Below are 25,054 nucleotides of genomic sequence, written 5' to 3'. Positions count from 1 at the left end.
ATTCACGATGGCTCGCTACATTGGTCCGGTCTGCAAGCTCTGCCGCCGCGAGGGGATGAAGCTCTACCTCAAGGGAGAGCGGTGCTATTCCGAGAAGTGCGCGTACACGCGGCGCCCGTATCCGCCCGGCCAGCACGGCCAGGGGCGCATCAAGCTGAGCGAGTACGCGGTGCGCCTGCGCGAGAAGCAAAAGGTGCGGCGCATCTACGGCGTGCTCGAGCGGCAGTTCAGCGGGTATTTCCAGGAGGCCAACCGGCGCAAGGGCCGGACGGGCGAGGAGATGCTCGCGCTGCTGGAGCGGCGCCTCGACAACGTCGTGCACCGGATGGGCTTCGGCTCGTCTCGCGCCGAAGCGCGTCAGCTCGTCCGGCACGGGCACGTTCATGTGAACGGCAAGCGGCTGGACATCCCGAGCTACGTGGTGCGGGCCGGTGATCGGATCGACCTCACCGAGGGGGCGCGCAAGTTCAAGAGCGTCCTCGCGTCCGTCGGGGGCGCGGACAAGCGCCCGGTCGCGAGCTGGATCGAGGTGGATCGCGCGGCGTTCACCGGAGCGGTCAAGGGCGCTCCGATCCGCGAAGATCTCAACGAGCCCGAGATTCGCGAGCAGCTCGTCGTCGAGTACTACTCGCGCTGATCGCGAGGGCGGCGCGGGGGAGGGCAGCGTCACGACCGCACCTTGCAGGGGGCGGTCGTTCGCTGCGGGCTCCCCTCCGCGTCGCTGTCCTGCGCGCGGGCGCGCAGGCGAATGGAGCCACGAATGCGGGCAGGAGGCGACGCCGTCCGGTCGAGTGCGGCCGCGGCGTGAGACCTCCGCGCAAACCTCATGAAGGAAGGAGATCGCCATGACGATGAACAACCCGAATCTCACGATGATCGCCCGTAACTGGCGCGATCTGATCCGGCCCAAGGGCATCTCGATCGACGCGGACAGCGGGACCCAGTTCTACGCCAAGTTCACGTGTGAGCCCCTGGAGCGCGGCTTCGGGATCACGATCGGGAACTCGCTGCGTCGCGTGCTGCTCTCCTCCCTCCAGGGGGCGGCTGCGACGGCCATCCGCATCGAGGGCGCGCTGCACGAGTTCACCACCGTGCCGGACGTGGTCGAGGACGTCAGCGACATCATCCTCAACGTGAAGGAGGTCGTCTTCAAGGCGGCGACCCCGAAGACGTACTCGGTGCGGATCGATCGCGAGGGGCCGGGGCCCGTGTACGCGCGCGACATCCAGCTGGTGGATGGGCTGTCGGTGCTCAACCCCGACCACCTGGTCGCCGTGCTCGACAAGAAGGGCCCGCTCTCGATGGAGCTCACGGTGAACGTGGGCCGCGGCTACGTGCCCGCCGAGCGGAACAAGACGCCGACCATGCCCATCGGGACGATCCCGATCGACGCGCTGTTCTCGCCTATCCGCAAGGTGAACTACACCGTGCAGAACGCCCGCGTCGGGCAGGTGACCGACTATGACAAGCTCACGCTCGAGGTCTGGACCAACGGCTCCGTCTCGCCGGCGGATGCGGTCGCCTTCGCGGCGAAGATCCTCAAGGAGCAGCTCTCCATCTGGGTCAACTTCGAGGAGAGCGAGGAGACGAGCTACCAGGCCGTGATGAGCGACGACGAGCCGCTCAACGAGAACCTGTTCCGCTCCGTCGAGGAGCTCGAGCTCAGCGTCCGCTCCGCGAACTGCTTGCAGAACGCGAACATCACGCTCATCGGCGAGCTGGTGCAGCGCACCGAGCAGGACATGCTCAAGACCAAGAACTTCGGCCGCAAGTCGCTGAAGGAAATCAAAGAGATCCTCGCGAACATGGGGCTCTCGCTCGGGATGAAGATCGACAACTGGCCGCAGCTCCTCGAGCGCTGGAAGGCGCAGCAGGCGCAGGCGTGAGTCGGTACTGAGGGAACGTCATGCGTCACAAGAAAGCGGGCAGGCAGTTTGGTCGGGATACCTCCAGTCGCAGGGCGATGCTTCGCAACCTGACGGCGAACCTGATCACCCACGAGCGGATCGAGACGACCGACGCCAAGGCGAAGGAGCTGCGGCGCGTGGCCGAGCGGCTCATCACCAAGGCGACGCGGCTCGGCAAGGTCGCGTATACCGCGCACACGGAGCTCAGCCCCGGCGACAGAGCGCGCCGGCTTCACGCCGAGCGGCTCGTGGGCAGCTACATCCCTCGCTGGGGGGTCGAGACCGATGGCAAGAAGGTCGATATCATCGCGAAGGTGATGATCGATCTCTCGAAGCGCTTCGAGGGGCGGCCGGGTGGCTACACGCGGATCATCAAGCTCGGGCCGCGTCGCGGCGACAACGCGCCGATGAGCCTCATCGAGTTCATCGACGCACCTCCGGTGGAGGACGACGCACCCGCGCAGGCGGCCGAGCCGGTCGCCGCAGCGGAGCCGGCGACCCCGGCGACGACCGCCGGCTGAGCCGGATACAGGCTGGCGCCCGGTAGCGCCGGCGCAGTTGCAGAGACGCCGGGGGAGCCATGAGCTCCGCCGGCGTCTCTGCGTTGTGGGCCGATGCGCGAGCAGCGCGCCGGCCTCTCGATGTCGCGAACTCGCTCGGAGCGGTCCAGGTGAGGTGCCGCGACTGCACCAACACAATAAAATTATTGCACCAGTGTCAAGCGGGGCGCGTACCGTGGCTCAGCGGTTGAGCGCTCCGGCTTCAGGTGCGTCGTCGTTTCGCGGTTCTGCCGGCTCGATCTGTTCGACCGGAAGGGCAGGGGTTGCCTCCGAGGCGGCGGCAGACGGCGCCGGGTCAGCCGGCAGCGCCGGATCGGATGACGCCGGGGCATCCCGAGGTGGGGCGCCGTCCTGCCCCGGGGACAGCGCCGGTTCGGCAGGCGCCGGCGGTTGCGGCGGTGCCGCGCAGGCGGGCTCTCGAGGCGGCTCCGGGCCGGGAGACGCCGGCGGTTGCGGCGGAGCGGAGCTGGGCTGCTGTCGAGACGGCGCCGGATCGCTCCGGCGTCGGGCAAGGAAGAACATCGCGAGCAGGGCGACGAACCCCACCGCTCCCGCGGCGATGTAGCGGTTCTTCTGGCTCTTCCGCTCGGCGACCTTGTCCCCGAGGGACACGAGCGCCGCCCTCGCCCCGGCGTGGCCTGGGTCGAGCTCGAGCGCGCGCTCGAGCACGAACTTGTCCGGCGTGCCGCGATCGATGAGGAGCACGCCCTCGTGGTAGGCGATCTCGGCCTCGATCTTCCCCGCGTGCTCGCCGGTCGGGTCGAGGCGCAGCGCCTTGCGCAGCATCGTGAGCGCGTCCTCGCGCCGGTCGGCCGGCAGCGACTTCGCCCGCTCGACGTAGGCCCCCACCATCTCCTTGCGGCGCTCGAAGAGTGGCGCGCGGGCGAGGACCCGGTCGAACGCGTCGGTCGCTTCGGCGAGCTTGTTCGCGCTCGCCGCGGCGACACCCTCGTCCATCAGGTTGTACACCTCGGCGAGGCGAGCGCGATCGTACGTCGCGAAGAGCTCGCGCGCGATCCGGTCCCACGACCAGTCGCGCGGCGGCTTGTCGCCCGTGAGGTTCAGGTAGGCGTCGCGGAGCTGCCAGACGCCGGGCTCGCCGATCGCAGAGATGGCCTCGCGCGCAGCGTCGCGCAGCCGCGCGCGGTCGCTGTTGCAGAAGCTCAGGATCACGCGCATGGCGTCCACGTCCCGGACGCGGCCGTACGCGCGGAGGACGTCGGCGAGGATCTGCGTGTCGTTCGACGCGATCGCCTCGCCGGGGATCGCCCGGCCGAGCAGATCGAGCTGCTTGTTGGCCCAGCGCTGGACGATCTTGGCGTCGTGCTGGCGCGCCTCGATCAGCGCGGGGACCGCCTTGTCGCGCAGCTTGGCGATCTGCCGCTGGAGATCGATGCGGAGCAGCTCGCCGAAATAGGCGTGCAGCGCGATGAGCTCGCGGATCGCCGGCGTCGTGCCCGCAGCGACGAGCATCCGCTCCATCGCGAGCAGCTTCACGATATCGCGCCACGCGCTGTCGCGCGGCCGAGGCACGGCGAGCATGAAGTCCAGCCAGTCGCCCTCGGCCTCGTCCTTCTCGTCGCCGGCGCCCTTCTTCGCGCCCTGGTCGGCCTTGGCGTCCTTCTTGTCGTCGCCGCTGCCCTTCTTCGCGCCCTTGGCGTCCTTCTTGTCGTCGCCCGCGCTCTTCTTCGCGCCCTTGGCGTCCTTCTCGTCGCCCGCGCTCTTCTTCGCGCCCTTGGCGTCCTTCGCGTCCGCGCCCTTCTTCTTGTCGTCGCGCGCGTCATCGCCCTTGTCGCCCTTCAGCGCCTTGCGCCCCTCTCTGCGCGCCTCCGCGAGCACGCGGGGCGCCGCGTTGCGATCGATCGAACCGCGGATGTCCTGCACCCGGAGCCGAACCGCATCGACGATGCCGGAGATCGGCTCGTCAAGGGACGCGCGGACGCTCTCGCGTGAGCGGGCGTCCTGCGACGTGATCTGGTCGAGCACGCGATCGAGCTCGCGGACGGCGGTGATGTCGGGCTCCGGACGGGCGATCGGGGCGAGGCGCGGGAGCTCCGGGAGCGCCGACGAGGCCGGCGCGGCGGCGCCAGCGTCGCGCTGCGCGGCGGCGTGCGAAAGGGGCGGCGCGAGCGGCGCGGCCGCGATCACGCTGAGCAGGATGAGCCACGCGCACGCCGCGCCGCCTCGCCGCGACGGCCGCGCGCCTGCGCTCCTCGGATCCGACGAGCTGCGTGCCAAGCGCCTCAATCCGTGATGCGAAAGTCGAAGAAATCGCCCGAGAAGCCGCGCCACCGGACATCGACACGCTCGACGCGCGCCGCGCTCGGGCCGCGGTTCGCCCACGCGATGAGCTCCTTGAGCTCGTCCTCCTCCCCCTCGGCGAGCACCTCGACGCTGCCATCGGAGCGGTTTTTCACCCAGCCGGTGAGGCCGAGCCGCTTGGCTTCGCGCTGCGTGGAGGCACGAAAAAAGACGCCCTGGACGCGACCGCGGACGAACAGCTGCACCTGTTTGAGCCCCATGGAACCAGCTTGACTTAGCCGCGCACTCCGGGGGAGGCAACCTCGGGCAGCGCCGGGGCGCCACAGGCAGTTCGCCCCCGCCGTTCCGTGCGCGCGGCGTGGTCGACCCCGCGTCCGTGGTTCCCGGCGCGCATTGACAGAGCAAACGCGCTTGATAGAGTCGCCGCCCGATCGGCAAGCGCAGCCCGCCGATCGAGCGACATGAACGTGAGGGGCGCCGGTTACGAGGCGAGCCCTCTTCCCCCTGGCGACCCGCCGACATCGACGACATGCTCGGCCCCGCCTCGGGCTCGACCCGCTAGACCCCTCAAACAGAAACCATCGACCGACGGCCTCCACGGCCCTTGACAGGGCGCGCGCTGTCGCATCCTGGAGCTTTCCGACTCATGCACCTCAGGGAACTGAAGCAGAAACCGATGGCCGAGCTCGTCCAGATGGCGAAGGGGCTCAACATCGAGGGCGCTGCCGGGCTGCGCAAGCAGGAGGTCATCTTCGCGCTCCTGCAGGCCCACGCGGCGCAGGACCAGCCGGTCTACGGCGAGGGCGTGCTCGAATGCCTGCCCGACGGCTTCGGCTTCCTCCGGGCGCCGGACTACAACTACCTGCCGGGCCCGGACGACATCTACGTCTCGCCGTCCCAGATCCGGCGCTTCAACCTCCGCACCGGCGACAGCGTCAGCGGCTCGATCCGGCCGCCCAAGGAGCGCGAGGCGTACTTCGCGCTGCTCAAGGTCGACAAGATCAACGGCGAGCCCCCCGAGGTCGCCCGCGACAAGATCCTGTTCGACAACCTGACGCCGCTCTATCCGCAGCAGAAGTTCAACATCGAGAACGGGACGAAGAGCTTCTCGACGCGCATCATCGACATGCTCTGCCCGATCGGCAAAGGGCAGCGCTGCCTCATCGTCTCGCCGCCCCGCGCCGGCAAGACGGTGCTGCTCCAGCAGATCGCCAACGCGATCTCGGCGAACCACCCGGACACGACCCTGATCGTGCTGCTCATCGACGAGCGCCCGGAAGAGGTGACCGACATGCAGCGCACCGTGAAGGGCGAGGTGATCAGCTCGACCTTCGACGAGCCGGCGACGCGGCACGTGCAGGTGGCCGAGATGGTGATCGAGAAGGCGAAGCGCCTCGTCGAGCACAAGCACGACGTCGTGATCCTGCTCGACTCGATCACCCGCCTGGCGCGCGCCTACAACACGGTCGTCCCGCCGAGCGGCAAGATCCTGTCCGGCGGCGTCGACTCGAACGCGCTGCACAAGCCGAAGCGGTTCTTCGGCGCCGCGCGCAACGTCGAGGAAGGCGGGTCGCTGACCATCGTCGCCACCGCGCTCGTCGACACGGGCTCGCGCATGGACGAGGTCATCTTCGAGGAGTTCAAGGGGACCGGTAACAGCGAGATCCACCTCGATCGCAAGCTGATGGAGAAGCGGATCTTCCCCTGCCTCGACATCAACAAGAGCGCGACCCGCAAGGAAGAGCTGCTGCTGCCGGAGTGGATCCTCCAGCGCGTCTGGCTGCTCCGCCAGCTGCTGCACCCCCTCAACGTCATCGACTCGATGGAATTCCTCCTGGACAAGGTGAGCCGCACCGAAACCAATCAGGAATTCCTCGAGAGCATGAACCAGTAGCGGTTCGTCCTAGGGGCGCTCCCGGCCGTCGTAGGGAGCGCTCTCTGCGGGACGAACGGATCGCGCAGGGGACCGCGCGCGCTTCTGCGGACGAAGTCGTGTTAGCGTCTCCTGGTGACCGCGAAGGCGGAACAACGCACGAAAGCGCTTCAGGCTCGGATACAAGAGCTCGAGGCGCGCCTTGCCCAAAGTGACAAGACCGTGCAGGCGCTCCGGGATGTCGGGCTCGCGCTCGGCAGCACCCTGGATCTCGACCAGCTTCTCGCGCTCATCCTGAACAAGATCACCGAGCTGCTCGACGCGGACCGGGCGACCCTCTACCTGCTCGACGAGCAGCGGCAGCGGCTGTTCTCGCGGATCGTCATCGGCGAGGAGGCGCGCGCGATCGAGCTGCCCGTCGGCGCCGGGATCGCCGGCCACGTCGCCAAGATCGGGCGCACCGTCCGTGTGAAGGACGCTTACCGGGACCGCAGGTTCCAGCGCGAGTGGGACGAGGTGACGGGGTACCGCACCCGCTCGATCCTCGCCGCGCCGATGAAGAACCACGTCGGCCGGACCATCGGGGTCATCCAGGTCCTGAACAAGCACGGGGAAGGGGAGTTCTCGGTCCACGACGAGGAGCTCCTGAGCGCGCTGGCGACGCAGGCGGCCGTCTCGATCGACAACTCGCGGCTGTTCCTCTCGGTGATCCAGAAGAACACGCAGCTCGTGGAGACGAAGGAGCAGCTCGAGCACCGCGTGAGCGACCTCAAGCTGCTCTTCGAGCTCGAGAGCGCGATGGGCCGCGCGACCACGATGGAGGACCTCGCGCGCGCGGTCATCACGGAGGCCGGCAGGGCGTGCGAGGCGCGCGCGGGGGGCATGCTCGTCGACGAGATCGAGGGCGGCCTGGCCCTGTATTTCTTCGACTTCACCGCGTTCGAGGACGGCGGCCCGCCGCCCCGCTCGTCCGCGCCGGACGAGGAGCCGGAGGGCGTCGTGGGCGCGGCTCCCCGGCGGCCGGCGGTGAAGCGCATCGCCATGCGCCGCGGCGAGGGGGTGGTCGGGCACGCCATGGTGCACAACGAGGCTGTGTTCTTCTCGCGCGAAGGCGCGGGCGACGCGCTGGGCGACACGCCGGTCTCGCCCCGGCTCGCCCAGCTGCTCGGGGCGGACCTGCGAACGGCGATCGCCGTGCCGCTCGAGGGCGAGGACGCGGTGCCGATCGGCGCCATGGCGCTCTACAACTCCAGGAAACCCCACGGCTTTTCGAAGGACGAGCGCGCGCTCTTGCGGCTCGTGTCGGCGAACGCGTCGACCGCGCTGCGGCTGTTCCGGTCGCGCCTCGAGCGGGAGCAGAGCGAGCGGCTCACCACGATCGGGCGCCTGCTCTCGGGGGTGATGCACGACGTGCGCACGCCGCTCACGGTGATCAGCGGCTACGTCCAGCTCATGGCCAGCGCCCCCGACGCGGCGACGAGGGAAGATCACGCGCGGCTGATCCTGAAGCAGTTCGACGTGATCAGCGCGATGCAGCGCGAGGTGCTGGAGTTCGCGCGCGGCGAGCGGAGCATCCTGGTGCGCAAGGTCTACCTGACCAAGTTCTTCGGCGACATCGAGAAGCAGCTGGAACACGAGCTCGCCGGGACCGGCGTGAGGCTCTCCCTGGAGCTCGAGGACCGGGGGACGGCGCGGTTCGACGAGGCGAAGATGACGCGGCTCCTGCACAACCTGGTCCGCAACGCGGTCGAGGCGATGCGGCCAGGCGGGGGCACGGTGACCATCCGCGCCTACCGCGACGGGGGCGATCTCGCGATCAGCGTCGCCGACACGGGCAAGGGGATCCCCAAGGAGGTCCAGAGCCGGCTCTTCCAGTCGTTCGTCACATCGGGCAAGCGCGGCGGTACCGGGCTCGGGCTCGCGATCGTGAAGAAGATCGTCGACGAGCACGCGGGGACCATCGCGGTCGCGTCGTCCGACAAGGGCGCGAAGTTCACGATCCGCCTGCCCCAGGAGAGCGCGCCGTTGCGGCCTTCGGCCGCGGCGGGGGGGCAGCCCCAGCTGGCCTCGAGGGACGGCAGCCCGGCGCCCAAGCAGGGCGGCAGCCCGGCGCCCAAGCAGGGCGGCAGCCCGGCGCCCAAGCAGGGCGTGGAGGCCGCGCCGGTCGTCCACGAGGGCATCCCCCGCCGCAGGCCGGCGGGCTCATCACCACCCGTGAACGAGCGAGGTCGACGCTCGTCCAGCAACGGCTCGGGCGCCTGACGCGCCCTCGCCGCTTGCGCGAGGCGCATCCCATGGAGAGACTCGAACGGTGTCCCAGCTCCGCCTGAAGCTCCTCGAGCCGCACCGGACGTCGCTCGAGAAGTGCGTCTACTGCCCCAAGCTCTCCCGCGCCGCCTGCCCCGTGTCGAACGTCGAGGCGAACGAGACGGTCACGCCGTGGGGCAAGATGTCGATGGCGTACTTCGCCGCGCGCGGCGATGTGCCGCTCGACGCGCCCCACGCGGATCCGGCCTGGGCCTGCTCCGCCTGCTACGCGTGCCGCGAGCGCTGCGATCACAAGAACGAGGTGGCCACCGTGCTGACCGACGCGCGCGCGGAGTTCTTCGCGCGCGGCCTCGCGCCGGAGGGGGCCAGGCGCGTCGCGGAGCGCTTCCTGGCCCGCGAGGCCGGCCGGGCCGGCGAGGCCGATGCGCGCTCCCGGGCGGCCGCGGCCGCGCCGGCTGCGGTCCACGTGCTGCTCGGCTGTGGCTACGAGCGGCACGCGCCGGACGTCGCCCGCGATGCGCTCGAAGCCACCGAAGCGCTGACCGGCGCCCCGGTCCGCCCGGTGCGCGCCTGCTGCGGGTTGCCGCTCCTGTACGCCGGCGACCGGCCGGGCTTCGAGGCCGCCGCGCGGCGGCTCGCCGCCGAGATCGCGCCGGGAGAGCGCTTCGTCGCGGTCGACCCCGGGTGCGCGCGCGCCGTGCGCGTCGAGTACCCGCGCGCGGGCGTGAGCGTGAAGACCCCGGAGCTGTTCGTCGATCTCGCGCTGGCGTCGCTCGACCGGCTGCAGCGGTCGACGTCGGAGCGGCGGGTGCGCTACCACGACCCCTGCCAGCTCGGGCGCGGCCTCGATCGCTACGACGCGCCCCGGGAGATCCTCGCCCGCATCACGGGGCGGCCGCCCGAGGAGTTCATCCACCGCCGCGAGCACGCCGACTGCAGCGGCGGCGGCGGCCTCGTGCCCGCCACGCGCCCCGCCTCGTCCGCCGCCATCGCCGACGGCAGGATCGCGGAGCACCGCGCGCTCGGCGGCGGGCTGCTCGTGACCCACTGCGCGCAGAGCCTCCGGCGGTTCAGGACCCGGGGCGAGCCGGCGGAAGACCTCGCGACCCTGATCGCGCGGGCCGTCGCGCCGCGATGACCGCGCCGGCGCCCGCCGTGGACGAGGCGCGCGGCGGCGCGGCGGGCCAGGACGGGCCGGCGCCCCGCAAGCGGCGCACCGTCGCGGGGAGGCTCCTCGCGAGCTACCTCGTGGTGCTCGCCGCCTTCGCGTTGACCGTCGGCTGGAGCGTCCAGGCGCTGCGGGCAGCGTCGCGCGACGCCCAGCTGCTGCGCGCCGGGTACGTCCCGCTGCTGCTCCGCATCGGCGAGGTCCTGGCCGAGCAGAACGTCTTCAACGCCCAGCTCAACCACATCACCGCCGCCAAGAACCCCGGCGACGTGCGCGAGTGGATCGAGACCGCTCGGCGGACCCGGCCGCTCGCCTTCTCGATCGTCAAGGACGCCGCCAGGGCGCTCGCCGCCGACGAGAAGGCGGCCGGCGGAGACGCCGGCGTCGGGCAGGCGGGCGCCTCGTCGGGCGTGCGCCGGTTCAGCGACGAGATCGCGGTCGAGGTGACGGCGATCGAGCGGCTCGTGGGCGCCAGCCCGGAGCGGTTCTCGCAGCTGTTCCAGGCGCTCGCCGTCGGCAACCGCGAGCTCGCCGAGCGCACGCGGGACGAGCTGGTCAAGCGCGAGGTCGAGGGCGCGCAGCGGCTGCGGGCCATCAAGAGCCGCGTCGAGGAGCAGATGGAGAGCCTCACCGTCGAGGCGAAGCGGCGGGAGGAGCGCTCGATGCACCTGCTCCTCGGGCTGGGCGTGCTGACGCTGCTCGTCGGCGCGGTGATGTCGCTGTACGCGCGGCGCGTGCTGGCCCCGCTCACCGCGGTCACCGGGCGGGCGAACGCGGTCGCGCGCGGCGACCTCACCCCGAAGCAAGTGCTCGCGACGAACGACGAGATCGGCGAGCTCGCGACGACGTTCGAGGGCATGGTCGCCGCGATCCGCCGCGCGCGCGCCGAGCTCGTGAACGCCGAGCGGCTGGCGGCGATCGGGAAGATGGCGGCGCACGTCACGCACGAGATCAGGAACCCGCTGTCGTCGATCGGGCTGAACCTCGAGCTGCTCGAGGAGGAGGTGGCGCGCGCCTCCGCCGCGGGGACGCCCGACGCGGAGCTCAGGCCCGTGATGAAGGAGTCGGCGCAGCTCGTCGCCGCCATCCGGGCCGAGGTCGACCGCCTGTCGCGCATCGCGGAGCAGTACCTCAGCGTCGCCCGCCGCCCTCGCCCGCGGCTTGTGCCGGAGCGGGTGGACGATCTGGTGCAGGAGCTCGTGGCGTTCGTGCGGCCCGAGCTCGACCGCGCCGGCATCGCGGTCCGCGTCGAGGTGGAGGAGGAGGGGCCCGAGATCCTCCTCGATGAGTCGCAGCTCCGGCAGGCGCTCCTGAACCTGCTCCGCAACGCGCGCGAGGCGATGCCCAAGGGCGGCGAGATCGTGGTGAGCGTCAGCTTCTCGAGCGGCGCGGCGAGCATCGCGGTCGACGACATGGGCCCCGGCGTGCCGGAGGAGCTGCGAGCGTCCATCTTCGACCCCTTCTTCACGACCAAGCAGCGCGGGACGGGGCTCGGGCTCGCGGTGACGCGGGACATCATCGAGGCGCACGGCGGCACGATCTCGTGCGAGCCGCGCGAGGCGGGGGGCACGCGGTTCCGGATCGTCCTGCCCGCCGGCGGCGCGCCGGCCCAGGGCCGCGCCGCGGACGCGCTGCTCTGAGCCGCTCCGGCCGCGGCCGCGCGGCGGCGCCGGACAGGCCCGACGCGGAGCCCCGGCGCGCCGACTATTTCGGCATGTTCATGTACTCGAGGGCCATCCCCATGAGGAGGAAGCCCACGACCGCAAACAGGAGCGCCGCCAGCACGTAGACGATGGTCCGAAACGTCCGCGGCGGCGGGGTCGCGGCCGGCCGCTGCTCGATCGACTCCGGCTCGCCGGGGGCAGGGAGCCCCGAGCCCAGGGTCGGCCGCATGGGCTTGTAGACGAGCGTCGGACCCTGGCTGCTCGACCCGGCCGAGCTGTCCTCGGAGAAATCCGGCAGCGTCCGCGGCGACACGGGGGGAGATACGATCGGGGGCAGGAGCTCTCCGGCCGCGTTGTTCAGCACCATGGTGCCGTTCGGACCGGTCCATTGCATGGACGGAGCCACCGGCTGCCCGACGGCCGCGTAGGACGGGCGCTGGACCTCGCCGTGCGGGAGCGCCGGCTCGCCGACGGGGTGGTGGGTCGCGAGAGCAGGCTCGCTGGGCTGGCGCGCGACGGCCTCGAGCGGCGGCTGTGCCCCTGGGTCGGTGGCCGTGCGGATCAAGATGGAGTCGGCTGGCGGCACCGGGAGCCTGATCGCGCCGGAGGACGGGGGTTTGTAGGTCGAGTGCGGGGGCGGGAGGGGCGTACCGAGCGCATGGCCCGATGCGTTGCTGCTGGGCACCCTGGAGCTGCGGGGGCTGGTGGTCGGCTGGCTGGCGCGCTTCGCCGGCCGCAGCTCCCGCCACGCGGTGAGCCCCTCGATCGCGCTCTGGAACCGGTCCGCGGGCTCCCGCGCCAGCCCCTTGGCGAGGAACGCCTCGAGCCGCGGATCGACCGGTCCGTCCATCGCCTCGGCGAGCCTCCGCGCGTCGGCCTTCTGCTTCATCTCGACCATGATGAGCAGGTTGCGCGCCTGGTACGGCAGCTGACCGCTCATCGATTGGAAGATCATCGTGGCGCAGGCGTAGATGTCCGCGCGGTGGTCGACCGTCTTCGCCTTGCCGATCTGCTCGGGCGGCATGAACGAGAACGTGCCGAGGCTCTGCCCCATCTCGGTGAGGGTCTCTCCTCCCATCTCCCGCGGCAGCTTGGAGATGCCGAAGTCGAGGATCTTGACCCGCGTGGATCCGTCGGGTCGCGCCTCGAGGTACACGTTCGACGGCTTCAGATCGCGGTGGATGATCCCGGCGCGGTGGGCGTCGGCGAGGCCCATCCAGACCTGCTCGATGATCGGGTGCAGCTCCTCGAACCTGATCGGTCCCGTCCGCTTCAGCCGCTCGATCAGCGACTCGCCTTCGAGCAGCTCGAAGACGAGGACGATGCCGTGATCGAGGTCCTCCTCGACGTCGAGGATCTCGGTGACGTGGTCGCTGTTGATGGAGCCCGCGGCGCGCGCCTCGCGCCGGAACCGCTCGGCGGCGGACGACTTGGCCTTGGAGTCGGCGCGCAGGAGCTTGATCGCCACCTGGCGGCCGGTGCGGATGTTCTCCGCGGCGAACACCTCACCCATCCCGCCACGGCCGAGCTGGCGGATGATGCGGTACCGGTTCGCGACGACGGTTCCAGCTTCGAGCTCCAAAAGCGCCTCACCACAGATTATCCTCCGCGCCGATGCGGGGGATCAAATTCTCCGGCGCGAACGAGGTGAGTCGAGCATGGGCGATGGGTCGCCGGCCGTAGGCCGACGTCGCCGTGCCCTGGCCGAGGACGGGGGAAGAGCCGCAGGATCGAGCTCTTCCGTGGGCACCCCGCCCCCTCGCTGGTGAGCCAGCGCTTCCCCCCTCACGCGCGGTGCGTCGCGCCGGTCGCAGGGGCATGACCGTGCCCCTGCGCCGCCGCGGATCTCACTCGTCTTCCTGCTGCCGGAGCTTCGCCATGACGTTCAGGTCCTCGAGCGTCGAGGTGTCGCCGGTCAGCTCCCGGCCGGCGGCGACGTCCTTCAGCAGCCGGCGCATGATCTTGCCGCTGCGGGTCTTCGGCAGCGCGTCCGCGAAGCGGATGGTGTCGGGGCGCGCGAACTTGCCGATCTCCTTGGCGACGTGCTCGGCGAGCTTCGCCTGGAGCTCCGGTCCGGCCGTGGCCCCCGGCCGGAGCGAGACGAACACCACGAGCGCCTGCCCCTTGAGCTCGTCCGGTCGACCGACCGCGGCCGCCTCCGCGACGGCGGGATGAGAGACGAGCGCGCTCTCGATCTCGGCCGTCCCGATGCGGTGGCCGGCCACATTCAGCACGTCGTCGATGCGGCCGACGACCCAGAAATAGCCGTCGTCGTCGCGGCGAGCGCCGTCGCCGGTGAAGTAGCAGCCCTCGACGTCGCTGAAGTACTGCTTGCGGAAGCGCTCATCGTCGCCCCACACCGTGCGCAGGATCGACGGCCACGCCTGCTTCAGGACGAGCAGCCCGCCCTCGCCCGGGGCGACCGGTTTGCCGTCCTTCGTGACGACCTCGGGCACGACGCCGAATATCGGCAGCCCGGTCGACCCCGGCTTCGCGGGCGTCGCGCCGGGCAGCGTGGTCATCATGATCGCCCCGGTCTCCGTCTGCCACCAGGTGTCCACGATGGGGCAGCGGCCGCCGCCGATGGTCCGGTGGTACCAGATCCACGCCTCGGGGTTGATCGGCTCGCCGACCGAGCCGAGGAGCCTGAGGCTCGACAGATCGCTCTTCGCGGGCCACTCGTCGCCCTGCCGCATGAAGGCGCGGATGGCCGTGGGGGCGGTGTAGAGGATGGTCACACCGTGCTTCTCGATGAGCCGCCAGAAGCGGCCCCAGTCGGGGAAGTTCGGCGCGCCCTCGTACATGAGGCACGTCGCGCCGTTCGAGAGCGGGCCGTACACGATGTAGCTGTGGCCCGTCACCCAGCCGACGTCGGCGGTGCACCAGTAGACGTCGTCGTCGCGCAGATCGAAGACGTACTTCGTCGTGACGTGCACGCCGACCAGGTAGCCGGCGGTCGTGTGGAGCACCCCCTTGGGTTTCCCGGTCGATCCGCTCGTGTAGAGGATGAACAGCGGGTGCTCGGCGTCGACGACGGTGGGCTCGCAGGAGGGCGCGGCCTGGGCGAGCAGGTCGTGCCAGAAGACGTCGCGGCCCTCGGTCATCTGCACCTCGCAGCGCTCGCTGCCGAGGTGCTGGTACACGACGACGCGCGTCGCGCTCTTCGCCTGCGGCTGCGCGAGCGCCTTGTCGACGGTCGCCTTCAGCGGCACGACCTGCCCGCGCCGGTACGCGCCGTCCTGCGTGATGACGAGCTTGGCCTGGCAGTCGTGGATGCGGTCGCGGAGCGCGTCCGCGGCGAAGCCGCCGAAGACCACCGTGTGCACCGCGCCGAGGCGCGCGCAGGCGAGCATCGCGACGGCGACCTCGGGGACCATGCCCATGTAGATCGCGACCCGGTCCCCCTTCTCGATGCCCAGCCGCTTGAGCGCGTTCGCGAGCAGCAGCGTCTCGCGGTGGAGCTGGGCGTAGGTCAGCGTGCGCGTGGCGCCGTGCTCGCCCTCCCAGATGATCGCGGCCTTGTTCTTGGTGGCGGTCGTCAGGTGGCGATCGAGGCAGCTCTCGGTGATGTTGAGGGTCGCGCCGAGGAACCACTTGGCGTGCAGCAGCGACCCGTCGCTGATCTCGGTCCACGGCGTGCGGAACACGAGGTCGCTCGACTCCCGGCGCCAGAACGCGTCCGGCTGCTCGATGCTCTCGCGGTAGAGCGCCTCGTAGGTCTCCTGCGCGCCGACGCGCGCACGGCGCGCGAACTCGGCCGGCGGCTCGAACCGGCGCGTCTCCTTCAGCAACGACGTGATGGCATCCTGCGACATGGTCACCTCTTGAGGGGACGGCGAAGGCCGATCCCCGACCCATGTTGAAAGAGACGGCGAAGGCCGATCCCCGACCCATGTTGAAAGAGACGGCGAAGGCCGATCTCCGACCCCCGCTGGAGAGGACGGCGAACCGCCTCCGACTCACCGCGAGGGGGTGCGAGGATACATCCGCCAAGCGACGGAACAAGGATGGAACGGGCAACCGCCCGGGCTCGGGCCGGCCCGATCACCAGAACGCGTAGCCGGCGTGCAGGCTGCCGCCCAGCTGCAGCAGCAAGGCCGAGTAGAGCGGGATGTCGTCGTCGCCGTCCTTGTAGCTGATGCCGCGCGACGACTGGAAGTAGCTGTCCAGCGAGAACCCGAGGAGCACGCCGCCGAGGTCCAGCTCGACGCCGACCTCGGAGAACACGAACGCGTTCACCCCTGCAGCGGGCTGGCACCGGCCCTCGCAGATGTCCCCCGCGGGCGTCTTGATGCTGTCGAAGCTCACGTCGTCGTAGGTGAGACCGCCCCCGATCGAGCCCACGAACCGCCAGGTCTGCCCCGGGGTCATCAGGCGGACGTTCAGCCCGACGCGCGTCGAGCCGAGCGTGTAGCTCGCGTTCTGGTAGCCGGGGTGGTCCGACCCGGTCGCAATGTTCGCGTACTGGAACATCACGTCGAACGCCGCGGGGGTGTTCACGCGGTAACCCACCCGGATCGAGCCGGCGCCGCCGCTGTTCGCCTCCGGCATCGGGAACGCGCGCGGATGGCCGATCGGCCAGAGCAGCGACGCCGCGCCGATCACGTAGTACCCCTGCGGCGCGAACGAGAGGGGCACCGGCCGCGGCGGGGGCGGGGGCGGGGGAGGCGGCGGCGTGAACGGCTGCGGCGTCGCGGTCACGGGCGTCTTTTCCGGTGCCAGCGTCAGCTTCACCTTCTTGTCGCGCTCGCCGCTCACCACGGTAATGCTCTGATCGGCGCTCGCATGGCCCTTGGCCCGCGCGCCGATGCGGTGCACCCCCGGCCCGAGCTCCACGACCCGCGTCCCCGAGGACGAGGGCGGTTGCTCCTCGCCGTCGATGATCAGCGTGGCGTCCGGCGGGCTGAGCTCGATCGTGAGATGGGCGAGCAGCGCGCGCATCTCCTCGATGGCGCTGCGCGCCGTCCGCTCGTCGCCCTCGTCCATCGTGTCGCGGTGCTGCGCGAGCGCGCGCTCGAGCGCCGCGATGGCCCTCGGGTAGTTGAAGATGGCCTTCTCGGCGAGCGCGATGTTGAAGAGCGGGCTGGCCTTCGGCTTCTCCTTGTAGGCCGCCTCGAACTCGGCGATCGCCGCCCGGTAGTTCCGGTCCTGGAACAGCTTGATGCCGTTCTCCATGTGCTGCCGGTACGGCTCGACCTGCGCGAGCGCCGGCGAGAGCTGCGCCGCCAGGCCGAGGATCGCCGCGCAGAGCGCGAGCGGGAGTCGTCCGTGCGATCTGCGCAAGCCCGCCTCAGTCGACCTTGAGCTGCAAACCAGCCGCGACCCCCGCGGGCTTCGAGGTCGCGACGTCCGGCGCGACCTGACCCGGCGCGGCGGTCTTTGCGCCGGTGCCCGTGGTCCTGGGACGCGCCGCGAAGGGGAGCGTCGCCGTCTTCTTCGCGCTCGGCGCGGCCTTGGGCGCCGGGGCGGGCGCGGTGGGCGCTGGCGCCGGCTCCGCGGCCGCGGTGGGCGCCGGCTCCGCGGCCGCCGGCAGCGGGTGGAGCAGGACCTCGATCGGGGCCCTGCCGGCCTGGAGCGTCACCTCCTTGTCCACGGGCGTGTATCCGGAGGCCTCGATCCGCACCCGCTTCGTCTCGCCCGCGCGACCGCGCAGCGTGCGATCGGCCAGCGCCACGCCGTCGACGGTGAAGCGCGCGCCTTCGGCGTTCGTCAGGAGCTCGACGGAGACCTGGGTAGGCGGCGCCGGCGCGGCGGCCTCCGTGCGCGCCGCCGGCGAGCGGCGCGCGTGATGGACCGCGCCGGCGAGCCCGCCGACCAGCGAGACAAGCGCCACCGCGGCGAGCGCGAGCCGCCGCGGCCCGCGCGCGCCCGTGCGCCCGTTGCTCGACCAGCCCACCTTCGAGCCGCTGCCGTGCACCTCGAGCGTCGGATCCAGCGCGATGTTCGGGTCGCCCGGCGTGTGCTTCACCGGTGTCTGCCCGGGCATGCCAGGAGCGCTCGTCGTGTGCGCCCCGAGCTCGTCGCTCGAGCTGCGCCGCGCCCCGAGGAGCCCGCCGGCCCCCGCGACCAGCGCGTCCAGGAAATCCCGCGCGGAAGAGAACCTCGCGTCCCTCTCCCGCGTGAGCGCCCTCGCGATGACGCGCGCGATCGGCTCGGGGACGGCCGGGTTGCTCATCCGCACATCCTGCGCGTCTTTCATGCAGATGTTGACGATGACCTGCTCGTACGAGCTGCCGCTGTGCGGCGGGTGCCCGGTGAGACACTCGTAGAGGATCGCGCCGACCGCCCAGAGATCGGTCCTGCCGTCCACGTCGGGCAACGCCTGCGCCTGCTCGGGCGACATGTAGAACGGCGTGCCGAGCACCGTGCCCTGCCGGGTCAACGTGTGGGCCGGCACGCCATCGGTGCGGCGCACCTTCGAGATGCCGAAATCCAGGATCTTGGCGAAGTTCGGGTCGTCGTCGCGGTCGACGAGGAAGATGTTGTCCGGCTTGAGATCGCGGTGGATGATGCCCGCCTCGTGCGCTCGGTGGAGGCCGCGGAGGATCTGCGCGGTCACGTGGAGCGCCTCGCCGAGCTCGATCCTGCCGCAGCGCCGGATGCGGTGGCCGAGGTCCTCGCCGCGGAGCAGCTCCATGACGAGGAACGGGACGTCGTCGGCGAAGCCGGAGTCGAAGATCTCGACGATGTGCGCGCTCTCGACGGCGCTCGCCGCCTGCGCCTCGCGGTGGAACCGGGCGACGGCGTCCTTGTTCTGCGCGAGCTCGGCGTCGACGAACTTCATCGCGACGCGCTTGCCAATGGCGGTGTTGAGCGCCTCGTAGACCATGCCCATCCCGCCACGCCCGATCGTCCGTACGATTTCGTACTTCTGGACCCGCTTTCCGACGAGCGCGCCCTCGACCGGCTGAGTCGCTGCGGCAGGGGTGTCGGTGCTGCTAGGCATGGCGGTTGCGGCTCGGGGGGTGGGCGAAGGGGCGGGCGACGCCCATGAGGCCCTATGGACGAACCGTATCAAAGAAAGCTACGCCCCGTCCCCGCGCGGCAGCTTATCACCTACGCCATCCAGGGTGCACCCTCGCCAGCGGGGGCGGCCAGGGGTGCGCCCGGCGCCGGGCGCCGTCGCACATCGGAGCCCTCGCCCTTCAGCGCGGCATGGCAGGTGCGTCCGCGCCCGGCGCCTCGCCAAGGCGCGGATCGAGCTCGCCCTGCTTCTCCAGGGCCGAGAGCTCGCTGAAGCCGCCGACGCTGACGCCGTTGATGAAGATCTGGGGAACCGTCCGCTGCCCGGAGGCCTTGACCAGCCAGGCGCGGAGGTCGTCGCGATCCTCCACGTTGATCTGCGTGAAGCTCACCTGCTTCTGGGTCAGCAGGCGCTTCGCCATGGTGCAGTATCCGCAGTAGTCGGTGACGTAGAGGGTGACTTCGGCTGCTTGCATGGGCATCTCGCCCTCTTTCCTTTCTCGGAGCGGCCAAAGATGCAAGCGCACAGGGCTCCACCTTGCGGTAGGCTGCGCGCATGGCCGAGAAAGAGGGGACGATTCACCTCGATCGCTATACCAGCGACGCGAAGCAGGTCGTCGCCGGCGCTCAGCAGATCGCGGACGAGCGCCAGCACGCCGAGGTCACGCCGCTGCACCTGCTGATGAGGTTGCTGGAGCGTGACCGGGGGGTATCCGAGGTGTTTCGGCGGGCCGGCGCCGACCCGAACGAGGTGCTCCAGCTCGCCGAGAACGCGCTGAAGAAGCAATCCAAGGCGGGCAGCGGGGTGGCGTACGTGAGCCCGCGGCTGCTCGACCTCCTCGGGCGCGCCGAGCGGGAAGCGACCCGGGACAAGTCGGCGAATGTGGGCATCGAGCACCTGCTCCACGCGCTCGCGCAGGAGATCCGCGGGCCTGCGGGGGAGATCCTCTCCTCGTTCGGCATCGGCCCCGGCGCGTTCCGGCCGCACCTCGGGGCGCTGGAGGCGGCCTCGCGGGAGCCCTCGCCCTCACCGTCCAGCGCGTCCGAGCCCGGGCAGCCCGCGCCCTACACCCGCGACCTCGTCGCCGACGCCCGCGAAGGGCGCTTCGATCCGGTCATCGGGCGCGACGTCGAGGCGCGCCGCCTGCTGCAGATCCTCGAGCGACGGTTCAAGAACCACCCGCTCATCGTCGGTGAGCCCGGCGTGGGCAAGACCGCGATCATCCGGGGCCTGGCCGACCGGATCGCCCACGGCGACGTGCCCACGAACCTGGCGGGGGCCCACCTCTACGAGCTCGACACCGGCGCGCTCGTCGCCGGGGCGAAGCTCCGCGGCGAGATCGAGCAGCGCCTCAAGGTCCTGGTCGACCGCCTGCGCGGCGAGCAGGACGCCGAGAGCATCCTCGTGGTCGAGGACCTCGACGCGCTCTTCGGGCAAGGGGTGCAGGGCGCCGGCGTCGGAGAGCTCCTGAAGCCGCTCCTGTCGCGCGGGGAGATCCGGATCATCGCCACCACGACGCCGGAGGGCGTGCGCAAGATCAACGAGCGCGACCCCGGGATCATCCGGCGGTTCTCGACGATCACGCTGGAGGCGCCGAGCATCGACCAGGCGACGGAGATCCTGCGCGGGATCGCGACGAAGTACGAGGCCCACCACCGCGTCCGCGTGGGGGAGAGCGCCATCGCCTCGGCGGTCGCGCTGGCCAAGCGGTACATCTCGGACCGCGCGCTCCCCGACACCGCCGTGGATCTGCTCGACGAGACGTCCGCCCGAAAGCGGGTGGAGGTCGACGGGGTGCCGGCCGAGGTCGATTCGCTGCTCCGGCGTGTCGACGCGCTCCGCGCCCAGATCGCCGCGCTCGCGGACGACGACGACAAGCTCAGCGTCCAGACCCGCGCGCGGCTGGAGGCGGAGCTCGCGGAGATCGAGCCGAAGGCGTCGTCGATGCGCAGCCGCAATGCGTCGCGCCGCGGCGTCATCGCCGCGTGCCAGGCCATCCGCCGGGAGCTCGTCGCCGCGACGGACGCGCTGAAGGCCGCCCAGCGCGACAAGGCGTTCGCCAGGATCGGTGAGCTCGAGCACGTCACCATCCCGGAGCTCAAGCGGCGGCTCCAGGCCGCCGAGGAGGCCGCGCAGCGGGAGGGGGTCGCGCCGACCTCGAACGTCGTCAGCGAGTCGGACGTGGCGGCGACGCTCAACGACTGGACCGGCATCCCGGTGGCCAAGATGCTCGAGGGCGAGGCCGAGAAGCTCCTCAAGATGGAGGAGCGCCTCGCGCAGCGGGTGGTCGGCCAGGACGAGGCGGTGCGCGCCATCGCGAAGGCGGTGCGCCGCGGGCGCGTGGGCCTGCGCGATCCGGGCAAGCCGATCGGCTCGTTCCTGTTCCTCGGACCGAGCGGCGTCGGCAAGACGGAGCTCGCGAAGGCGCTCGCCGAGTTCCTGTTCGACGACGAGCAGGCGCTGACGCGCATGGACATGAGCGAGTTCATGGAGCGCCACATGGCCCAGCGCCTGATCGGGGCGCCCCCGGGCTACGCGGACAGCGAGCAGGGCGGCTTCCTCACCGAGGCAGCCCGACGCCGGCCGTACAGCGTGCTGCTGTTCGACGAGGTCGAGAAGGCGCACGCGGACGTGTTCAACCTGCTGCTCCAGATCCTCGACGACGGCCGGCTGACGGACGGCCGCGGGCGGCTCGCCGACTTCTCGAACACGGTCGTCATCATGACCTCGAACATCGGGTCGAAGCGCGTGCTCGAGACCGACGCCAAGCTCTGGACCACGGAGGACGGCCGCGAGGCGATCCGCGACGTCCTGCTCGAGGAGCTGCGCGGGTTCTTCCGGCCGGAGTTCCTGAACCGGATCGACGACATCGTCGTCTTCAAGGCGCTCAGCAAGGATGATCTCCGGGGCATCGTGGACATCCAGCTCCGCCGCCTGGAGCAGCTGCTCACGGACAAGGAGATCCGCCTCGCCCTCACGGACGCCGCGAAGGCGCGGCTCGTCGACCTCGGCTACGAGCCCAGCCTCGGCGCGCGCCCGCTGAAGCGGGCGATCCTGCGCGAGCTCCAGAACCCGCTCGCCGAGACGATCCTGGCCGGCGGATACCAGCCCGGTCAGACGATGCAGGTCGACGTGACCGACGAGACGTTCGTCTTCACCAAGGCGTGAGGGAGCGCACCAGGGCGCGAGGCGAGCGCGACCGTGACCGGGCGCGCGATCCGGGCCGCGCGGGCGCCGCGTTCTTGCCGGGCTCTGCCGCCGCGAAGGCGCAGGGCTGGCCCTCCGGGCGAAGATCCTGGCAGGCGGCGCTGCGAACCTCTTGCCAAGCCGGAGAAGGTCCGTATACTGCCGCTCCCTTGCTCACCGGGCCCTCAATTGAGGGTCATTGCGTGGCGTAACGTGAGGGATCGCGGTCCCCAGGTTGAGGAAGACGCACCATGTACGCGGTCATCAAGACGGGCGGCAAGCAGTATCGGGTCGCCGAAGGTCAGAAGCTCCGGGTCGAGAAGCTTGCCGGCAATGCCGGCGACAAGGTCACCTTCAGCGAGGTGCTCCTTGTCGGCGGTGACGCCCCCAAGATTGGCAAGCCCCTCGTGAGCGGCGCCTCCGTCGCTGCCGAGATCACCGGGCAGGACCGCGGCAAGAAGATCGTGGTCTTCAAGTTCAAGCGCCGGAAGAACTACCGCCGCAAGAACGGTCATCGTCAGCCGTACACCGAGCTCAAGATCACCGGCATCACCGCCTAGCAGGAGAAGTAGACATGGCTCATAAAAAGGGCGGCGGCTCCTCCAGGAACGGCCGCGACTCGAACTCGCAGCGTCGCGGGGTGAAGGTGTATGCCGGTGCGCCGGTGCGCGCTGGCAACATCCTGGTCCGGCAGGTCGGCTCCTCGATCCACGCCGGCCAGAACGTCGGCACGGGCCGCGACTTCACGCTCTTCGCCCTCGTCGATGGCGTCGTGAAGTACGAATGGAAGTCCAACACCAAGAAAAAGGTGTCGGTCTACCCGGCTTCCTGAATTCTCCTCCCGGGGATGGCCTCTTGATCCGTCCCCTCGCGTCCCGCCTGCTGCGCTCCGCGCGCTCACGATCCATTCAAGCGCGGTGACGATCTACAAGCTCCTCGCCCTCGACGTCGACGGGACCCTGGTCCGTCGTGATGGCTCCATCCACGAGGAAGATTTCCTCGCCATCCAGCGGCTCCAGAGCGCGGGCATCCCGGTCTCGATCGCGACCGGGCGCCTGTACTCGGGGACGCGCGAGGTCGCGCGGCGGATCGGCGTGGTCGGCCCCATCGCGTGCGTCGACGGCAGCCACATCGTGCACACCGAGGGCGATGCGCACCTGTACTCGCGCACGATCTCGGGCGCCGAGGCGGCCGTCCTGCGCTCGATCACCGAGCGGCACGCGACGGCTTCGTTCCTCTTCGCGCAGGACAGCATCGTCCACGACGCGACCGGCACGCCGCACCTCCACTACGTCCGAGGCTGGTCGAACGCGATCGCCGAGGTCGAGCGCGTCTCGTCGCACCCGTACTGGGAGCACGAGCATGGGCTGCTCGCGCTGGTGGCGATCGGGACCGAGCTGCAGGTCAGGGGCGCCGTCGAGGAGGTCCGCTCCGAGCTAGGTGACTCAGCCTTCGTCGTCTCGTTCCCGCTCCTGCACGACGGCCACACGAGCGTCTTCGCCATGCTGGTCCGCGCGGCGGGGCCGACGAAGGGGACGGCGATCGCGTGGCTCGCGGAGCACTATGGCTGCTCGACGTCGGACGTGGTCGTCGTCGGCGACTGGCTCAACGACCTGCCGATGTTCGAGGTCGCGGGGCGTTCGTTCGCCATGGGACAGGCGCCCGAGGATGTGAAGCGGGCGGCGACGGACCGCCTGGAAGCCGACGGCCTGCGGGGCGGCGGCATCGCCGAAGCCATCCGCCGCGCCTTCGGTCGCTGAGCGCAGGAGGGACGGCGAGCGCCGGCGGGCAGCGGAGGAGCGCCGCGCAGCGCTCCCCCGCGCCTTTGCCTGTCAGCTCTTGCGCTGCGCCGGCTGGGCCGCGGCGGAGAGCTGCTGCTGCTGCTGCTGCAGGTACTGCGCGACGGCGCGCGAGCGCTCGATGGCGAACTGCTTGACCTCCTTGTTCGGAGAGCCTGCGAGCGCATTCAGCAGCTTGGTCACCTTCTCGAGCTGGCGCGACTGGAACAGCGCCTCGAAGTAGTTGTTGGCCAGGCGCACGTCGCGGCTCATCTTCGCCTCGTGCGGCTGGAGCAGGCGGACCACCGCCTCGAGGTCGTTCTTCTGCCCGTACAGCGCCGACAGGCAGAGCAGCGCCAGCGGGCTGTCCGGGTTCTGCGCGACCGCCTTCTTGGCGTACTCGACCGCCTTGTCGCGCGTCTCCTCGCTGCTCGCGTAGAAGCCCTGGATCGCGATGTACGGCGCCGGCGTCTTCTTGTCGGCCGAGAACTTCTCGATCTCTTCGACCGCGCTCGCCTCGTCCCCGCGCTGCTTCAGGTACTGGAAGAGGTAGGCCCACGCGTCGATACACTCGACGTCGATCGCGATCGCCTTCTCGATGTACTCGCGCTCCTTCGCGTCGTCCTTGCGCGCCTGGTAGAGCTTCGCGAGGTGCAGCGAGGGGTAGGGGTTGTCCTTGAGCAGGTTCTGCGCGCCCTTCAGCGTCCCCTCGGCCTTGTCGTGCTTGTCCTGCGAGAGCTGCGCGATGCCGAGCGCGAGCCAGTCGTCGCCCGTGCCGCCCTTCGCGACCACCTTCGAGAGCACCTGCTCGGCGCGCTGCACCCGGTTGTGCTTGAGGAGCTCCTGCGCGTAGATGCGCCCGCGGTTCAGGTCGTCAGGCTGCTCGGTCCAGTGCTTCTCGAGGCCGGCGAGCAGGTCCTCCAGGCCGATCGCGATCGGTCGTCCCTGATCGTCCTGAACCTGCACCGCCGGCCCGTTGAAGCCGAGGAGCTGCCACATCTGATCGAGGGTCACCGCCGCGGGGCCCTTCTCGATCATGCCCTTCAGCTCATCGGTCGGCTTGTTCACCGGGATGACGATGAGCGCGTTCCCCGGCACACCGTTCGGGAACGCGCTCACGGGCGCGACGATCGCTGCCCCGCCGGTGATGTTGAGCCCAGCCGCCTGCTGCTGTCCGTTGGTCGTCATCGTCGATGCTCCGAGATCTCTCCCCCACGCGCGCCGAGGCGCAGGAATCACCCAGCCTCGCCCCGGTACCCTGCGCGCCGAAATGATGGGGGCCGTAGTTCGTGTAGAAGGGGCGCGAACGCTAGCAGGGAGGGCCCAGCCGGGCAACGGGGGAGCTCGCAGGGCGCGGCCCCTCGCCGCGCTGGGTCCGCTCATGCTTTCACCCGTGATTCCAGTGAATTTTACCGCGCTTGCCG

19 protein-coding genes are annotated in these 25,054 nt (G+C 70.6%); 11 read left to right on the top strand and 8 right to left on the bottom strand.

Annotated elements, in window-relative coordinates; translation table 11 throughout:
* Nucleotides 1-7 precede the first annotated feature (7 nt).
* The 3 genes from rpsD to rplQ all read left to right on the top strand — a co-directional run bounded on the left by rpsD (nucleotide 8) and on the right by rplQ (nucleotide 2,428).
* The gene (rpsD, locus tag WMF28_RS39145) at nucleotides 8-637 is read left to right on the top strand and encodes a 30S ribosomal protein S4 (RefSeq protein WP_437482352.1); all 630 of its coding nucleotides are present in this window, start codon (nucleotides 8-10) and stop codon (nucleotides 635-637) included.
* Nucleotides 638-845: 208 nt separating this feature from the next.
* Nucleotides 846-1,886 carry a DNA-directed RNA polymerase subunit alpha gene (locus WMF28_RS39140; RefSeq protein WP_437598748.1) on the top strand — a complete coding sequence of 347 codons (1,041 nt, stop codon included), beginning with the start codon at nucleotides 846-848 and terminating at the stop codon, nucleotides 1,884-1,886.
* A 20-nt stretch (nucleotides 1,887-1,906) separates the two neighbouring features.
* Nucleotides 1,907-2,428 carry a 50S ribosomal protein L17 gene (gene rplQ / locus WMF28_RS39135; protein WP_437598746.1) on the top strand — a complete coding sequence of 174 codons (522 nt, stop codon included), beginning with the start codon at nucleotides 1,907-1,909 and terminating at the stop codon, nucleotides 2,426-2,428.
* 219 nt (nucleotides 2,429-2,647) lie between these two features.
* Here the strand turns inward: rplQ and WMF28_RS39130 are convergent, their stop codons facing one another.
* A complete protein-coding gene (locus WMF28_RS39130) occupies nucleotides 2,648-4,705 on the bottom strand; it encodes a hypothetical protein (RefSeq protein ID WP_437598745.1) in 2,058 nt (685 codons plus the stop codon).
* A gap of 5 nt (nucleotides 4,706-4,710) precedes the next feature.
* Nucleotides 4,711-4,989 (bottom strand): acylphosphatase, encoded by a 279-nt coding sequence (yccX, locus tag WMF28_RS39125; protein ID WP_012240542.1) that lies wholly within the window; start codon nucleotides 4,987-4,989, stop codon nucleotides 4,711-4,713.
* A gap of 386 nt (nucleotides 4,990-5,375) precedes the next feature.
* Here yccX and rho point away from each other — a divergent pair, with 386 nt between their 5' ends.
* The 4 genes from rho (at nucleotide 5,376) to WMF28_RS39105 (ending at nucleotide 11,678) form a co-directional block, all read left to right on the top strand.
* Nucleotides 5,376-6,623 carry a transcription termination factor Rho gene (gene rho, locus WMF28_RS39120; protein WP_437482338.1) on the top strand — a complete coding sequence of 416 codons (1,248 nt, stop codon included), beginning with the start codon at nucleotides 5,376-5,378 and terminating at the stop codon, nucleotides 6,621-6,623.
* A gap of 201 nt (nucleotides 6,624-6,824) precedes the next feature.
* Nucleotides 6,825-8,864, top strand: a complete 2,040-nt coding sequence (locus tag WMF28_RS39115; protein ID WP_437598743.1) for a GAF domain-containing protein — start codon at nucleotides 6,825-6,827, stop codon at nucleotides 8,862-8,864.
* A gap of 49 nt (nucleotides 8,865-8,913) precedes the next feature.
* Nucleotides 8,914-10,008 (top strand): (Fe-S)-binding protein, encoded by a 1,095-nt coding sequence (locus tag WMF28_RS39110; protein ID WP_437598742.1) that lies wholly within the window; start codon nucleotides 8,914-8,916, stop codon nucleotides 10,006-10,008.
* Nucleotides 10,005-11,678 carry an ATP-binding protein gene (locus tag WMF28_RS39105; RefSeq protein ID WP_437598741.1) on the top strand — a complete coding sequence of 558 codons (1,674 nt, stop codon included), beginning with the start codon at nucleotides 10,005-10,007 and terminating at the stop codon, nucleotides 11,676-11,678. The genes WMF28_RS39110 and WMF28_RS39105 overlap by 4 nt, the downstream gene beginning before the upstream one ends.
* Before the next feature lie 64 nt (nucleotides 11,679-11,742).
* Here WMF28_RS39105 and WMF28_RS39100 read toward each other — a convergent pair whose 3' ends face one another.
* The 5 genes from WMF28_RS39100 to grxC form a co-directional block, all read right to left on the bottom strand.
* Nucleotides 11,743-13,284: a serine/threonine protein kinase gene (locus WMF28_RS39100; protein WP_437598739.1), complete on the bottom strand. Its 1,542-nt coding sequence runs from the start codon at nucleotides 13,282-13,284 to the stop codon at nucleotides 11,743-11,745.
* 265 nt (nucleotides 13,285-13,549) lie between these two features.
* Nucleotides 13,550-15,517, bottom strand: a complete 1,968-nt coding sequence (gene acs, locus WMF28_RS39095) for an acetate--CoA ligase (protein WP_437598738.1) — start codon at nucleotides 15,515-15,517, stop codon at nucleotides 13,550-13,552.
* 229 nt (nucleotides 15,518-15,746) lie between these two features.
* Nucleotides 15,747-16,985 carry a hypothetical protein gene (locus WMF28_RS39090; protein ID WP_437598737.1) on the bottom strand — a complete coding sequence of 413 codons (1,239 nt, stop codon included), beginning with the start codon at nucleotides 16,983-16,985 and terminating at the stop codon, nucleotides 15,747-15,749.
* 7 nt (nucleotides 16,986-16,992) lie between these two features.
* The gene (locus WMF28_RS39085; protein WP_437598736.1) at nucleotides 16,993-18,648 is read right to left on the bottom strand and encodes a serine/threonine-protein kinase; all 1,656 of its coding nucleotides are present in this window, start codon (nucleotides 18,646-18,648) and stop codon (nucleotides 16,993-16,995) included.
* A gap of 199 nt (nucleotides 18,649-18,847) precedes the next feature.
* Nucleotides 18,848-19,141, bottom strand: a complete 294-nt coding sequence (grxC, locus tag WMF28_RS39080) for a glutaredoxin 3 (RefSeq protein ID WP_437598734.1) — start codon at nucleotides 19,139-19,141, stop codon at nucleotides 18,848-18,850.
* Nucleotides 19,142-19,221: 80 nt separating this feature from the next.
* On the opposite strand from grxC, the gene WMF28_RS39075 reads away from it, so the two are divergent.
* From WMF28_RS39075 to WMF28_RS39060, 4 genes are all read left to right on the top strand, one after another.
* Nucleotides 19,222-21,834, top strand: coding sequence for an ATP-dependent Clp protease ATP-binding subunit (locus WMF28_RS39075; RefSeq protein ID WP_437598732.1), 2,613 nt, complete (start codon nucleotides 19,222-19,224; stop codon nucleotides 21,832-21,834).
* A gap of 269 nt (nucleotides 21,835-22,103) precedes the next feature.
* Nucleotides 22,104-22,412, top strand: coding sequence for a 50S ribosomal protein L21 (gene rplU, locus WMF28_RS39070; RefSeq protein ID WP_437482312.1), 309 nt, complete (start codon nucleotides 22,104-22,106; stop codon nucleotides 22,410-22,412).
* Between the two features lie 14 nt (nucleotides 22,413-22,426).
* Nucleotides 22,427-22,684 (top strand): 50S ribosomal protein L27, encoded by a 258-nt coding sequence (rpmA, locus tag WMF28_RS39065; protein ID WP_437598731.1) that lies wholly within the window; start codon nucleotides 22,427-22,429, stop codon nucleotides 22,682-22,684.
* A gap of 85 nt (nucleotides 22,685-22,769) precedes the next feature.
* Complete coding sequence (locus WMF28_RS39060) at nucleotides 22,770-23,612, top strand: HAD family hydrolase (protein WP_437598730.1); 843 nt, start codon at nucleotides 22,770-22,772, stop codon at nucleotides 23,610-23,612.
* 72 nt (nucleotides 23,613-23,684) lie between these two features.
* Here the strand turns inward: WMF28_RS39060 and WMF28_RS39055 are convergent, their stop codons facing one another.
* Nucleotides 23,685-24,818: a tetratricopeptide repeat protein gene (locus tag WMF28_RS39055; protein ID WP_437598729.1), complete on the bottom strand. Its 1,134-nt coding sequence runs from the start codon at nucleotides 24,816-24,818 to the stop codon at nucleotides 23,685-23,687.
* Nucleotides 24,819-25,054 lie beyond the last annotated feature (236 nt).

The sequence above is a fragment of the Sorangium sp. So ce590 genome, assembly GCF_051521365.1.
Lineage (GTDB): Bacteria > Myxococcota_A > Polyangia > Polyangiales > Polyangiaceae > Sorangium.
The sequence above is the reverse complement of the archived record's forward strand: the minus strand, read 5'-3'. Positions and strand labels throughout refer to the sequence as shown.

What these genes read in the sequence shown, in the direction of transcription:
- rho (WP_437482338.1), top strand. Translation starts at nt 5,376, where the DNA reads ATGCACCTCAGGGAACTGAAGCAGAAACCGATGGCCGAGCTCGTCCAG.
- grxC (WP_437598734.1), bottom strand. Translation starts at nt 19,141, where the DNA reads ATGCAAGCAGCCGAAGTCACCCTCTACGTCACCGACTACTGCGGATAC.
- rplQ (WP_437598746.1), top strand. Translation starts at nt 1,907, where the DNA reads ATGCGTCACAAGAAAGCGGGCAGGCAGTTTGGTCGGGATACCTCCAGT.
- yccX (WP_012240542.1), bottom strand. Translation starts at nt 4,989, where the DNA reads ATGGGGCTCAAACAGGTGCAGCTGTTCGTCCGCGGTCGCGTCCAGGGC.
- WMF28_RS39085 (WP_437598736.1), bottom strand. Translation starts at nt 18,648, where the DNA reads ATGCCTAGCAGCACCGACACCCCTGCCGCAGCGACTCAGCCGGTCGAG.
- rpsD (WP_437482352.1), top strand. Translation starts at nt 8, where the DNA reads ATGGCTCGCTACATTGGTCCGGTCTGCAAGCTCTGCCGCCGCGAGGGG.
- acs (WP_437598738.1), bottom strand. Translation starts at nt 15,517, where the DNA reads ATGTCGCAGGATGCCATCACGTCGTTGCTGAAGGAGACGCGCCGGTTC.
- rpmA (WP_437598731.1), top strand. Translation starts at nt 22,427, where the DNA reads ATGGCTCATAAAAAGGGCGGCGGCTCCTCCAGGAACGGCCGCGACTCG.
- rplU (WP_437482312.1), top strand. Translation starts at nt 22,104, where the DNA reads ATGTACGCGGTCATCAAGACGGGCGGCAAGCAGTATCGGGTCGCCGAA.
- WMF28_RS39075 (WP_437598732.1), top strand. Translation starts at nt 19,222, where the DNA reads ATGGCCGAGAAAGAGGGGACGATTCACCTCGATCGCTATACCAGCGAC.
- WMF28_RS39105 (WP_437598741.1), top strand. Translation starts at nt 10,005, where the DNA reads ATGACCGCGCCGGCGCCCGCCGTGGACGAGGCGCGCGGCGGCGCGGCG.
- WMF28_RS39140 (WP_437598748.1), top strand. Translation starts at nt 846, where the DNA reads ATGACGATGAACAACCCGAATCTCACGATGATCGCCCGTAACTGGCGC.
- WMF28_RS39055 (WP_437598729.1), bottom strand. Translation starts at nt 24,818, where the DNA reads ATGACGACCAACGGACAGCAGCAGGCGGCTGGGCTCAACATCACCGGC.